The sequence below is a fragment of the Sphaerisporangium rufum genome, assembly GCF_016863395.1.
Classification (GTDB): domain Bacteria; phylum Actinomycetota; class Actinomycetes; order Streptosporangiales; family Streptosporangiaceae; genus Sphaerisporangium; species Sphaerisporangium rufum.
This window is the reverse complement of sequence record NZ_BOOU01000107.1, coordinates 22,120-35,569: the sequence shown is the minus strand read 5'-3', so window position 1 is coordinate 35,569 and position 13,450 is coordinate 22,120. Positions and strand designations below refer to the sequence as shown.

The window sequence follows — 13,450 nt, the reverse complement described above, 5'->3', positions numbered from 1 at the left end:
CCTGACCGGCGGCCCGCCCGCCGGTTGACCGCACGACCGCCGCCGGCGGTTCCGGAGCGCGCTCCGGAACCGCCGGCCTTGGCGTTTCCTCATGACGAACCGATTCGATAAAAGGTGCCTGAAGTGCGCTCGCCCGCGCCCCGCCCCGCACGAGAGCGGCAGCGCCCCGGCCAATCCACTCCCCCGGCAGGGGCGGCGTAACACGGCGTTCACCCCGGCGACCCGCGCCATTGACATGCCGTCGGGCACCGACCTAAGCTCAAGCGAATCGATTCGATTATCCTGGCCGGCCCGGTCGGCGGTACCCGCAGCCGCTCCTGAGCGCACGTTCCCGCCGATCTCGTCGCGGGCCGGCACCCGGCGCCTCGCCGCGGGAGCCGGCACCGCATGCCCCGGACGGGCGCCCCGGGCCCGTCCGGCACCCCCATCCCTTCCCGTCCAAGGAGACATCAGTGGACACCACACCCGCCGAACGGCGACGACGCCGCCGCGGCCTCGCCGCCCTGCTCTCCGCCTGCGCGCTCGCCGCCGCGTCCCTGCTGGCATCGGCCACGCCCGCCCAGGCCGCCGACGAGTCCATCTCGGTGGACTTCTCCGCCGGTGGCGGTTCGCCGACCTACCGGGCGTCGGGGTGGATCTACGGGATGACGGAGAACGCGGCCGGGCCGCCGAGCAACTACTTCACCGACGTGAAGTTCCGGTACATGCGGGCCGGTGGCGCGCAGCTGGACAGTCCGGGCGGGTGGGTGTCGGGCAAGTACGACCGGCGGTGGAACGCCACCCGCGCGCAGCTGCTGCGCACCCGCTCGCTGGGCGGGGAGTTCGTGCTGCTGGTGCACGACCTGTGGGGCGCCGACGGCTACTCCATCTCCCGCTTCCCCGGCGACAACGGCAACTGGACCGACTACGACAACTTCCTCACCCGGCTCATCGACGACGTGCGCGCCACCGGCGCCCCCGTCCAGTGGGACCTGTGGAACGAGCCCAACATCACCCTGTTCTGGAACCGCCCCCAGTCGCAGTACTTCGAGCTGTGGAAGCGCACCTACCAGCGGGTGCGGGCCGCGTTCCCGAACCAGCTGATCGTCGGCCCCAGCTGCGCCTGCACCCCGTCCACCGGCGGCTGGTGGACCCAGTACCTGGACTACGTCAAGGCCAACAACGTCGTCCCCGACATCATCAGCTGGCACTCGCTGCCCGGTGACCCGGTGTCCAACGTCGCCACCGCCGACAGCACACTGAACTCCCGCGGCATCCCGCACCCGCGCCCGTACCAGATCAACGAATACGGCGCCTCCAACGAGCAGAACCCCGCCGACGGCGCCTGGTACATCGCCCGCCTGGAACGCGCCGGAGCCGACGGTCTGCGCGCCAACTGGGCCGGCGGCAACAACCTGCACAACGACCTGGGCAACCTGCTCACCCACAACTCGGCCGGCCAGTACCAGCCCAAGGGCGAATGGTGGGCCTACCGCTTCTACGGCTCCCAGACCGGCCAGATCGCCGCCGTCACCCCCAGCGCCAACTACGACGCCTTCGCCACCAAGGACGCCGGCACCGCCAAGATCCTGGTAGGCGGCGGCCGCACCACCGGCAACATCGCCGTCAACCTGCGCCGCCTGGACGCCACCACCGGCATCATCACCAACAACCAGGTCCGCGTCCTGGTCGAACGCATCCCCTACAACAACGGCGGCGCCGTCAGCGGACCGGTCACCGTGCAGAACACCGTCGTCACCCTCAACAACAACGCCACCACCGTCAACCTCCCGCACACCGCCATCGACGACACCTTCACCATCACCCTGCTGCCCCCGGGCTCGACCCCCTCCCCCACGCCGACGCCCACGGCGACGCCGACGCCGCCGGCCGGGGACACCACGCCGCTGCGCAACGTCAACGCCGGCCGGTGCCTGGACGTCCCCGGCGCCACCCAGACCAACGGCACCCAGACCCAGCTGTGGGACTGCAACGGCCAGAGCAACCAGCAGTGGACGCTCACCTCGGCCAAGCAGCTGCGGGTCTACGGCAACAAGTGCCTGGACGCCGAGGCCGCCGGCACCGCCAACGGCACCCGGGCCATCATCTGGGACTGCAACGGGCAGGCCAACCAGCAGTGGAACGTGAACGGCGACGGCACGATCACCGGCGTGGCGTCCGGCCTGTGCCTGGACGCCAGCGGGCTCGGCACCGCCAACGGCACCAAGGTGCACCTATGGTCGTGCACCGGGGCGAGCAACCAGAAGTGGACCCGGAGCTGACCGGGCGCTGACCTCCGGCGAGCGCCCGGGCCGGCCGGACGCGCACCCCGCGTCCGGCCGGCCCGGCGCACGTCCGGCCGCCGGCGGCCCGGTCCGCCCGACCGACCCGGTCAGGCGGGGGGCCGGTCGGGCGGGGGCCGGTTGAACGGTCGAACAGGCTCGGTTCCGCCGAGCCGCATTAGCCGCATCGGTCCGCGAGGCCGGTTCAGCCCGTGGCGACGGCGGGCGGCCCGCTCAGCCGGCGCTCGTAGGCGGCGGCCAGGATGAGATAGCCGCTGGCCGTCCAGGTGTAGGCGCGGTCGCGCAGCCCGGCGCCGCTTCGCGCGTCGAAGTTCTCCGCGAATCCCGACTTCTCGCACAGGACGCGGAACCGGGCGCTGACCTCGTCCGCCAGGCCCGGATGTCCCGCCCGGCGCAGGCCGTCCTCGATCAGCACGGTCGACGGCGCCCAGATCGGGCCCCGCCAGTAGCCGTCGTCCCGGTAGTGCTCGGAGGTGGGCAGCTCGGTGGCCGGCCCGAACTCGGTCAGGTGGCCGGCGATCCGCGCGGCGAGCGCCGCGCGCACCGGTTCGGGCAGCTCCTCACCCAGGACGATGGGCATGACGTCGAGCAGGCTGGTACTGGACCAGGTGCGCCTGGAGTGCGCGCCGCGCGCGACGAAGCGGTCCCCGTCCCACAGCTCGGCCAGCAGCGCCTCGCGCATGAGATCGGCCTCGCGCGTCCACTCGCCGGCCGCGTCGGTCATGCCGAGCCGGGCGGCCAGGCCGGCGAGCCGGCGCATCTGCAGCACCAGGAAGGCGGCCAGGTCGGCGGTCTCCACGACGCGCTCGGGGTCGAAGGTGGTGGCGTTGTCCCAGCCGCTGTCGTTGCCGTGCTGGTAGTGGGCCAGCGGGCTCCCCGGGACGCGCCGCCGGTCCAGCCAGAACCTGGTCCACCGCGCCAGCAGCCGGTACTCCTCCGCCGGCTCGGTGCCGCCCAGCCGCCGCAGGGCCCAGCCGTGCACGGGCGGCTTGACGAAGTTGTAGAGGATCTCCGAGTGCGTGATGGAGTCGGGCAGCGCGCCGGTGGCGTCCTGGTGGTCGAACACCAGCCGGAACTGGTCCCAGGCCAGGTCCGGCCGGCCGTCGGCGAGGGCGAGCGCGTTGAAGCAGTGGTCCCAGCTCCACACCTTGTCCATCCAGTGCTTGGACATCAGCACCGCGGGCCGGGTGATGAACCCGGCGGGCCGCACGGTGGCCGACCACAGGACGTAGGCGGCCAGCTCGGCGGCGGGGGTGCGGTCGCTGCGCCAGGGCGCCACCGCGTCGCGGAACGCCGCGAACTCGGCGAGGGCCGCCGCGGCCACCTCTGCGAAGCCGGCGCGGGCGGCGTAGGGCGGGCGGGCGGTCTCGTACTCCTCGATGGCGATCTCCCACCGGCCGTCCTCGCCGGCCAGCGCCACCCCGCGCTCGGCCGTGCCGAGCGCCTGGTCGCCGAACCCGTCGATCCGCCCGTGCAGGAGTGTGACGCGGTAGCGGCGCCCGGTCTGGTAGACGGTGAAGACCCAGGAGCCGTCCACCGGGTCGCGGTAGAGGTAGGGCCCGCTGAAGGGGGTCAGCACCGGGTCGGCGGCCGTCAGCCGCAGTCCCAGGCCCTGGCCGCGCACCCGCACGGTGTCGGCGCTCTGGTAGGCGAGGTCGATCCGCCCGGTGTCACCGGCCCAGGTGAGCAGGTGCGGCGCGGCGGTGATCCGCGTCTCGGCGCGGCCGCCGGCCGTGGTGGGGACCAGCCGCAGGATGGGATGCATGCCGGTCTGGTGCGACACCAGGTGAACGTCCCGCGCGTAGTCGTTCTCCTTGATCACCGGGGAGATGCCGAACCACGAACCGTGGTAGCTGAACGGGATCTCCCAGGGCGAGAACACCGGGCCTGCGGCGACGGTCATGGAGTGGCGGTCCCTTCGGTCGGGGAGAGGGCGTCAGTGCTTCACGGCGCCCGCGGTGACTCCCGCGGCGACGTAGCGCTGCGCGATGACGAGCAGGGCGGTGGCGGGGATGGAGGCGATCACGGCGGTGGCCATGATGGCGTTCCATTGCTGGTTGTTGTTGCCGATGTAGTGGTAGATGCCGAGGGTGATCGGCTGGTGGTCGCCGCCCTGGTCGAGGGTGGAGGCGAAGATGAAGTCCGACCAGGCCCACAGGAACGCGAACAGCGACACGGTGATGATCGAGTTGCGGCTGACCGGCAGCACGACCGACCGGAACGTCCGTACCGCGCCGGCCCCGTCCACCCGGGCGGCCTGCAGGAGCTCCTCGGGGATGCCGGACATGAAGGTGGTCAGCACCAGCACGGCGAAGGGCACCGCCAGCGTGGAGTCGGCGACGATGAGCCCGGGGACGGTGTTGAGCACGCCGGCGCCGAGGAAGATGGCGTAGAACCCCATCGCCATGATGATCCCCGGGATCATCTGGGCGATCAGCAGCAGGAAGCCGAGGGTGCCGCCGCCGCGCGGGCGCAGCTTGGCCAGCGAGTAGGCGGCCGGCGCGGCGACCAGCAGGGTGAGCGCCACCGTGCCGAGCCCGACGACCAGGCTGACGCCGAGGTAGGGCAGCTGCTGGTCCAGCACCGCCCGGTAGCCCTCCAGGGTGCCGTCCACCGGGAACCAGTCCGGCGGCGACTTGCGCATGTCCTCCTCCCTGGTGAAGGACACGTTGACCATCCAGTAGACCGGGAACAGCATCACGCCGGTGAGCACCAGCCCGGCCGCGGTCGTCGCCCACCTGCGCGCGGAGGTCATGACCGGGCCTGCCTTCGCTGGAGACGGATGTAGACCAGCCCGAAGGCCAGGGCGGTCAGGATCAGCAGGTTGCCGACCGCCGCCCCCGGGCCGAAGGCCGGCAGCAGGTTGCCGAAGCCCAGCCGGTAGGACCAGGTGGCGAAGGTGGTGGACGAGCCGCTGGGCCCGCCCTTGGTCATGATCCAGATGATGTCGAACACCTTGAGGGTGTAGACCAGCCCGAGCAGCAGCGTGATGGCCGACACCGGCCGCAGCAGCGGGAAGGTGATCGTCCGGAACCGGGTCCAGCCGGTGGCGCCGTCCAGCGCGGCCGCCTCGTAGATGACCGGGTCGATCGCCCGCAGGCCCGAGTACAGCACGACCAGGTTGAACGGGACGCCGATCCAGATGTTGGCGATGGTCACCGACCACAGCGACCAGTCCGGCGAGGTCAGCCAGTGGACGGGCCCGGCGCCGAACGCGCCGAGCACCGCGTTGACCACGCCCGCGTCGCTGTTGAGCATCCACGACCAGGTCGAGGCGGACACGATGAGCGGCAGCAGCCAGGGCACCAGGAACAGCGCGCGCAGCGTGGCCGACAGCCGGAAGTTCTTGGCGAAGAACACCGCCAGGGCGAGCCCGATGACGAACTGGCAGGCCAGCGACACCACGGTGAACACCACCGTGTGCCACAGGGCCGGCCCGAACGCCGGGTCGCCGGCGATCTTGGCGTAGTTGGCGAGCCCGGTGAACGGGGCGTCGCCCTGGACGAACGAGCGGACCGTGTAGTCGCGCAGGCTCAGCTCGACGTTGCGGTACAGCGGGTAGGCGTAGAACACCAGCAGGTACACCACGACCGGCGCCAGGAACGCCCAGGCGGCCCACTGCCCGGACCGGGGCCGCGCGGCGGGCGCGGCCCGGCCCGGCCCGGAGCCCGCGCCGGGCCGGGCCGCGGGCCGGGCGGGCGCCCGGGTGGCTCGATTCATCTGCGCGTGCCGCCGGCGCCTACTGGGTGGCGCCGGCCGCCGCGGCCTGCGCCTCGGCCATCGCCTGCTGCGGGCTCTTGGACCCGCTCAGCGCCGCCTGCACCGCGCCCCACATCGGCTCGGAGATCTTCGGGTACTTGGTGCCGAGGTCGTCGCTGGTCCGGCCCTTGGCGGCGCCGACGGCCTCCACCCACACCTTCAGGTCGGGGTTCTTGGCGACCTGCTCGGTGCGGACCTCCTCGGTGGGGGCGACGTACGACAGCGCGGTCGTGGTGGCCAGCGAGTTGGCGGTGCTGGTCAGGCAGGTGACCAGCTTCTGCGAGGTGGCGTACCGCGCGGTGTCCTTCTGCACGGGCATGGCGACGAACTCGCCGCCGGTCGGTGCCGGGGCGGTGCCGCCGGCCTTGGCGGGCACCGGGATGGTGCCGTGCCCGAACTTCAGCTTCGCGGCGGCGGCGAGCTGCCAGGTGCCGTTCTCGGCGAAGGCGAAGTCGCCGCCGGCGAACTCCTGCCAGCTGGTGGTCTGGGTGTTGTTGATGACCGAGTTGGGGGCGTACCCCTTCTTCAGCCAGTCCGCCCACAGTGCCACCGCCGAGACGCCCTCGGGGGAGTCGAGCTTGGTGAGGTTCGCGCCCGATCCCCAGTACCAGGGCAGGAACTGGAAGCTGCCCTCCTCGGTGCCGATGGCGGAGAAGGTGATGCCCTTCTTGCCGGCCGCCTTCACCTTGGCCAGGGCCGCGGTGAGCGAGGCCCAGTCCTTGACCGAGGTGATGTCCACCCCGGCCTTCTTCAGGAGGTCCTTGTTGTAGTATAGCGCCAGGGTGTTGGCGCCGATCGGCACGCCGTAGGTCTTGCCGCCGATCTGCCCGGCGGCCAGCAGGTTGGGGGCGATGGCGGAGGTGTCGAGCCTGCTCTCCTCCGTCGTCGTCAGCACCCCGGCCTCGGCCAGCGTGGAGATCACCGGGTTGTCGATGATGAGCACGTCGGGCGCGTTGCCCTGCTGGGCGGCGAGCAGCGACTTGTTGGTCAGGTCGGTGGTGTCGAACGCGGTGCGCTCGACGGTGACCCCGGCCTGGGTGCCGCAGGACTCCAGCAGCTTCACCCAGTCGGAGCTCTTGTCGTGCTGTGGGTAGGGGTCCCAGATCGTGTAGGTGCCGCCGGCCGAGGCCTGACCCGCCGTCGCCGGGGCGCCGTCGCCGCCGGACGAAGACGAGCAGGCGACCAGGCCGCCCGCCGCGATTATCGCCAGACCCAGACCGGCCGCTCGCCGGCTCGCTGCCGCTGATCCCATGTCCATGACCTCCGCTGACGCGTTACGAGGCTGTTTCCGCCGAAGTCGAATCGGTTCGAATGAACATAGGTCCGCACGTGGCCGACGTCAATGGGTGCGGCGGAAACAACGGCCGAACCCGGACCACCCCGCCGTTCGACCGATCCGTTCGACCTACGATGGTGCGTATCGGTCGGATCACATGAGGAGCGCCGGTGAACATCGGGGAGATCGCCAGGCGGTCGGGCGTGTCGCGGAGCACCGTCTCCTACGCGCTGAGCGGCAAGCGCCCGGTCTCGGAGGGCACCCGGCGGCGCATCCAGGCGGTCATCGACGAGCTCGGCTACCAGCCCAACGCCGCGGCCCGGGCGCTGAAGGAGGGCCGCACCCGCACCATCGCCCTGGTCATCCCGCCGGCCAGCCAGCGCCTGACCGACGTGCAGCTCGGCTTCGTGGCGAGCATCGTCGACGCGGCGGCGCGCGCGGACCTGGACGTGCTGCTGTCGCCGTCCGGCGGCGAGCACGACCGCTCCTTCGAGCGGGTGGTCAGCGGCCGGCGGGTGGACGGGGTGATCCTGATGGAGATCCGGCTGGACGACGACCGGGTGGCCCGGCTGGGCCAGATCGGGCTGCCGTTCGTCGGGATCGGCCGCACCGCCCGGCCGGAGTCGATGTCCTGGGTGGACATCGACTACGAGACGCTGATCGCCCGGTGCGTGCACCACCTCGCCGACCTGGGCCACCGGCAGGTCGCCCTGGTCGACCGGTCCGCCGAGCTGGCGGCCGCCGGGTACGGCCCGAGCCACCGGGCGCAGGCCGGCTTCACCCGCGCGGCGGCCGAACGCGGCCTGACCGGCGTGCGGGCCTGCTGCGCCGACGACGCCGCGGCCGGGCTGACCTGCGTCGAGCGGCTGCTGGCCGCGCACCCCGGGCTCACCGCGATCGCCACCATCAACGAGGCCGCGATCCCGGGCATGTACCGGGCGCTGGCCGAGGCGGGCCGGAAGGTGCCCGCCGACTTCTCCATCGCCGGCGTCTCGGCCCGGCACTGGGCGGAGAACCTGCACCCGCCGCTCACCGCCGCCGACGTGCCCGCCGACGAGCTCGGCGCCCGCGCGATGGAGCTGCTGCTGCAGCGCATCGCCGATCCCGGCATCCCGCACCGGCACCTGCTGGTCGCCCCGCCCATCTCGCTGCGCGGCACGACCGGTCCCGCCCGGGTGCGCGAGTCGTCGTGAGCGCCCGGGCCTGACGCCGCCGCGCCGGGCGGTGCCGGGCCGCCGTCCCCGGCACCGCCCGGCGCGCGCCGGCACCGGACGGGCCGGTGGGCCCGCCCGGTGCCGGTCGCGGTGTCTCAGCCGCGGTGTCTCAGCCGCGGTGTCTCAGTGGTACCTCGAGCGCGGTCCGTCAGCCGCGGTTCCACTTCTGGCCGGCGGATCCGTTGCAGGTCCAGATCCGCGCCCGGGTGCCGTTGCCGGTCCCGGGGACCTCCAGGCACTTGTTCGCGCCGACCGCGGTGATCGTGCCGTCGGAGTTGAAGCGCCACTTCTGGTTGTTCTGCCCGTTGCAGTCCCAGATGATCACATTGCCGCCGTCTGCGGTCGAGCCGCCGCTGACGTCCAGGCACTTGTTGTTGTACACCCGCAGCTCGCTCGCGGCGGTCGAGGTCCAGCGCTGGTTGGCCTGGCCGTTGCAGTCCCAGATCTGCGCCTGCGCGCCGTTGGACTGGGAGGCGCCGCTCACGTCCAGGCACCGGCCCGACTGGTTCGCCTTGATGACGCCCGACGACGGCGACGGAGAGGGCGAGGGGGTCGGGGTGGGCGTCGGCGTGGGGGTGGGGGTCGGGTTCGGCGTGGAACCCAGCTCCTTGATCCGGATGTTGCGGTAGGCCACCACGTCACCGTTGCCGTGGTTCTGGATGCCGATGTAGCCCTGCTGCAGGGAGCGCGCCGGGTTCGTGTTGGTGAAGTCGTTGATCTTCCTACCGTTCAGGAAGACCTGCAGCCGCTCCCCCTCGACCAGCAGCTCGTAGGTGTTCCACCGGCCGGGCGGGTTCAGCGCCGCGTCCCGGGCCGCGATGTCGGCGGACTGGACGCCGTAGATGGAGCCGGTGGTCTTGTCGGGAGTGTCGGTGGCGTCGATCTGGACCTCGTACCCGGTGTCCAGCGCCGTCTGCGGGTCACTGGTGGGCGGGAAGCCGACGATCACCCCGGAGTTGGCGTCGCCGGTCAGCCGCCAGTCGAGCTTGAGCGAGTAGGAGCCGAACTCCTTGGCGTTGTACCACAGCATGCCCATGCCGCCCTGGGAGGTCAGCGTGGCGTCACTGTTGCTGAACGACCCCGGGCCGGCCTGCGTCCAGCCGGTGGTGGAGCCGTTGTACAGGGCGGTGTACCCGGTCTCCGGCCGGCAGTCCGCCTGGATCGCGCCCGCGGCGTAGCGGATGCCGCCGACGAGCAGGGTGCGGAAGTTCGAGTCGGCGAACGACTCCTGGGTGTGCCCGAGCCCGGTGTAGAACGACCGGCCGGACCCCTGCGGGCGGCACCAGGTGATGGGGTGGTCGCCCATGTCACCGCCGCTGTAGCTGCCCTCGTTCAAGTTCTGCAGCACGTGCACGGCAGAGCGCGGGTTGGCGCGGTAGTTGTACCACTCGTCGGTGCGGGTCCAGGTCTGGCCGAGGTGCGAGGTGGCGGCGTGCGCCCGGTCCTCCTGGCGCACGGTGGCCTGCTGGATCGCCGGGTGGCTCTTGAACCAGGCGCCCACCAGCGCCCCGTAGTAGGGCCAGTCGTACTCGGTGTCGGCCGCCGAGTGCACGCCCACGTAGCCGCCGCCGCCGTTGATGTAGGACTCGAAGGCGGACTGCTGGGTGGTGTTGAGCACGTCGCCGGTGGTGCTGAGGAAGACGACGGCCTTGTACTGGGCGAGGTTGCCGCCGGTGAACGCGTTCGCGTCCTCGGTGGCGACCACGTCGAAGTCGTTGGCGGCGCCCAGGTCGCGGATGGCCTGGATGCCCGCGGGGATGGAGTCGTGCCGGAAACCGGCCGTCTTGGAGAAGACCAGCACCTTGTAGGAGGCGGCCTGGGCCGGCACGGCGGGGATCACCGCGGCGGCGGCGGCCAGCGCCGCCGCCGTGAGCGACAGGCGGCGCAGCGGGCTCGTCCCGCCGCCGCCGGACCGCGCGAACGCGGCGGAGATCAGACGTCGCAGCATGAGGAGGTCCTTTCGTCGTGGTGCCCGGCGCGGTCGCGCCGGGCACCACTCATTCGGTCGTCGGGCTGCCCGGTCCCCGCCGGGGCGGGGAGACCGGTGTCAGCCGCGAGCCCACTTCTGGCCGGCGGAGCCGTTGCAGGTCCAGATCCGTGCCTTGGTGCCGTTGGCGGTCCCGGGGACCTCCAGGCACTTGTTCGCACCGACCGCGGTGATCGTGCCGTCGGAGTTGAAGCGCCACTTCTGGTTGTTCTGCCCGTTGCAGTCCCAGATGATCACCGTGCTGCCGTCCGCGGTGCCGCCGCCGTTGACGTCCAGGCACTTGTTGCCGTACACCCGCAGCTCGCTCGCCGCGGTCGAGGCCCACACCTGATTGGTCTGCCCGTTGCAGTCCCAGACCTGCGCCTGGGCGCCGTTGGACTGCGACGCGCCGTTGACGTCGAGGCACCGGCCCGACTGGGTGGCCTTGATGGTCCCCGATCCCGTCGACGGGGTCGGCGACGGCGACGGCGACGGCGAGGGCGACGGCGAGGTGCCGCCGTCGAAGGTGAAGGCGTCCAGGTCGAACAGGTAGCTTCCCCCGCTCGTGCCGTGGAACACCAGGTAGAGCGTCGTGGTGCCCGCCGGTGCGCCGCTCAGGCTCGCCGTCACGTCGGTGTAGGTCTCCCAGCCACCGGTGACCGGCACGGTCGCGGTGCCGAGCAGCGTGCCCGTGGCCGAACCGGCCCGCACCTCGATCTTGCCGCCGGCACCGTTGGACGCCACTCGCGCGGTGAACCGCGAGGCGCCGTTCAGCACGTACGGCTGGAAGGAGATCCAGTCACTGTCGTCGATGTAGCCGACGCTCTTGCCGCCCTCGGCCGGCGGGTGGTCGGCGATCTGGACGCCCTGCATGGCGCCGAAGTGCTCGGCCTGCCGGTGCCGCGGCTGCAGCGTCCGGGTGCTGGTCGAGGTCAGCCCGCCCTTGTCGGTGTAGGACGCCTGGAAGACCCCGTAGATGTTCGCCGCCGAGTCGTGCTCGCCGTCGGTCGGCAGCGTCAGCGAGCCGCTGCAGCCCTCCCGGGAGGTGATCTGGTGGCGGTGGTCGTCGTGCCCGAGGAAGTAGGTCATCGTGACCTTGGAGCAGTCGATCGTGCCGTCCTCCGGGTCGCTGACGCTGACCTGGAAGGGCACCGTGTCCCCGAAGGAGAACAGCTGGCCGTCCGCCGGCGGGTTCAGGGTGACCGAGGGCGCGGTGTTGCCCACCGACACGGTAACGTTCGCGGTCCCGGTGAGACCCTGCGGGTCGCGCACGGTGAGCGTCACGGTGTAGGAGCCGTTGCCGGTGTAGGTGTGCGACGGGTTGGCGGCGGTGGAGGTGCCGCCGTCGCCGAAGTTCCACGAGTAGCTCAGCGCGCCGCCCTCGGGGTCGGAGCTGCCGGCCGAGGAGAAGTTCACCGTCAGCGGGGCGGCCCCGGAGGTCTTGTCGGCGGCGGCCTTGGCGATCGGGTTGCGGTTGGCCTTGCCGATGTACTCGATCCGGTACAGCGCCTGGTTGTTGCTCCCGGTGCCGTAGTCGAGCACGTACAGCGCGCCGTCCGGCCCGAACGCCTGGTCCATCACCTGGGTGCCCGACCAGGGGAACGCCGAGATCTCACCGCGCGAGCCGTCGCTCTTCACCTCGATCGCCTTGATCCACTTGCGGCCGTACTCGCCGGCGAAGAACCGGCCGTCCAGCGCCTGGGGGAACTTGACGTTGGAGGAGAGGTTCGGGTCGAAGCGGTAGACCGGACCGGCCATCGGCGACTCCGAGCCGCCGCCGAACTCCGACGGGGAGCCGGAGTCGCCGCCGTACCGGATCCAGGCCGGCTGGGCGGCCGGCAGGGTGGTCACGCCGGTGTTGCGGAAGGAGTTGTTGGTCGGCCCGCCCGTGCAGTTGTACTTGCCCGCCGAGGGCCCGTTGGGGAAAGCCCACTCGCCGTAGGTCTCGTTGGCGGTGTTGGTACCGGTGCAGTACGGCCAGCCGAAGTTGCCCGGCGCGGTGATCCGGTTGAACTCCACCTGGCCCTGCGGGCCGCGGCTGGAGTTGGTCGACCCGGCGTCCGGTCCGTAGTCGCCCACGTAGACGACACCGGTCGCCTTGTCGACCGACATGCGGAACGGGTTGCGCATCCCCATCGCGTAGATCTCCGGCCGCGTCCTGGCGGTGCCGGGCGGGAAGAGGTTGCCGCTCGGGATCGTGTACGTGCCGTCGGCCTGCGGCTTGATCCGCAGGACCTTGCCGCGCAGGTCGTTGCTGTTGGCGGCCGAGCGCTGCGCGTCGAACTGGGGGTTGCGGTCGGTGCGCTCGTCCAGCGGGGCGTAGCCGCCGGAGTCGAACGGGTTGGTGTCGTCACCGGTGGTCAGGTACAGGTTGCCCTGCGCGTCGAAGTCGATGTCGCCGCCCACGTGGCAGCACTGGCCCCGGTCGTTGTTCACCTCCAGCACGACCTTCTCGCTGGCCAGGTCCAGGGTCTCATCCGACTTGAGGGTGAACCGGGACAGGTTGAGGTGTCCCTTCCACTGGTCGAACTGCGACTGGCTGCCCGTGGTGGGGGCGTCCCCGTTGGGCGTGCTCAGCCGGGGCGAGTAATACAGCCAGACGTACCGGTTGGTGGCGAAGCCCGGATCGACCGCCACGCCCTGCAGGCCCTCTTCGTCGTGCGTGTAGACGTTGAGCTTGCCCGACACCTTGGTGTTGCCGTTGGCGTCGGTCACCCGCAGCGTGCCGTCGCGGGCGGTGTGCAGGACGGAGCGGTTCGGCAGCACGGCGAGGGACATCGCCTCGCCTAGTTCCCCGCCGCCGGTCGCCAGGGCGATCTGCTGGTAGTCGGAGGCCGGGATGACCAGCGCGTCGGCCGCGGGGGCCGCGAGCACGATGGCGCCCGGAGTGATGAGCGCCATCGTGGCCAGCATCCTGTGCCACGGACGTCGGAACATGGGGATGGTTCCTCCC

8 protein-coding genes are annotated in these 13,450 nt (G+C 71.6%); 2 read left to right on the top strand and 6 right to left on the bottom strand.

Annotation, left to right across the window (positions count from 1 at the left end):
• The first annotated feature begins 452 nt into the window (after positions 1-452).
• Positions 453-2,261: an RICIN domain-containing protein gene (locus tag Sru01_RS33435; RefSeq protein WP_203994371.1), complete on the top strand. Its 1,809-nt coding sequence runs from the start codon at positions 453-455 to the stop codon at positions 2,259-2,261.
• A gap of 205 nt (positions 2,262-2,466) precedes the next feature.
• On the opposite strand, the gene Sru01_RS33430 is transcribed toward Sru01_RS33435, so the two are convergent.
• From Sru01_RS33430 to Sru01_RS33415, 4 genes are read right to left on the bottom strand one after another with little or no spacing between them, the layout of a single operon-like run.
• Positions 2,467-4,185, bottom strand: coding sequence for an amylo-alpha-1,6-glucosidase (locus Sru01_RS33430; protein ID WP_203994369.1), 1,719 nt, complete (start codon positions 4,183-4,185; stop codon positions 2,467-2,469).
• A gap of 33 nt (positions 4,186-4,218) precedes the next feature.
• Positions 4,219-5,037 carry a carbohydrate ABC transporter permease gene (locus Sru01_RS33425; RefSeq protein ID WP_203994366.1) on the bottom strand — a complete coding sequence of 273 codons (819 nt, stop codon included), beginning with the start codon at positions 5,035-5,037 and terminating at the stop codon, positions 4,219-4,221.
• Positions 5,034-6,002 (bottom strand): carbohydrate ABC transporter permease, encoded by a 969-nt coding sequence (locus tag Sru01_RS33420; RefSeq protein ID WP_203994363.1) that lies wholly within the window; start codon positions 6,000-6,002, stop codon positions 5,034-5,036. The genes Sru01_RS33425 and Sru01_RS33420 overlap by 4 nt, the downstream gene beginning before the upstream one ends.
• Before the next feature lie 19 nt (positions 6,003-6,021).
• Positions 6,022-7,293, bottom strand: a complete 1,272-nt coding sequence (locus tag Sru01_RS33415; protein ID WP_203994361.1) for a sugar ABC transporter substrate-binding protein — start codon at positions 7,291-7,293, stop codon at positions 6,022-6,024.
• 194 nt (positions 7,294-7,487) lie between these two features.
• On the opposite strand from Sru01_RS33415, the gene Sru01_RS33410 reads away from it, so the two are divergent.
• The gene (locus tag Sru01_RS33410; protein ID WP_203994360.1) at positions 7,488-8,510 is read left to right on the top strand and encodes a LacI family DNA-binding transcriptional regulator; all 1,023 of its coding nucleotides are present in this window, start codon (positions 7,488-7,490) and stop codon (positions 8,508-8,510) included.
• Between the two features lie 169 nt (positions 8,511-8,679).
• Here the strand turns inward: Sru01_RS33410 and Sru01_RS33405 are convergent, their stop codons facing one another.
• Positions 8,680-10,479: a ThuA domain-containing protein gene (locus Sru01_RS33405; RefSeq protein ID WP_203994359.1), complete on the bottom strand. Its 1,800-nt coding sequence runs from the start codon at positions 10,477-10,479 to the stop codon at positions 8,680-8,682.
• Between the two features lie 99 nt (positions 10,480-10,578).
• Positions 10,579-13,434, bottom strand: coding sequence for a PQQ-dependent sugar dehydrogenase (locus tag Sru01_RS33400; RefSeq protein ID WP_203994358.1), 2,856 nt, complete (start codon positions 13,432-13,434; stop codon positions 10,579-10,581).
• Positions 13,435-13,450 lie beyond the last annotated feature (16 nt).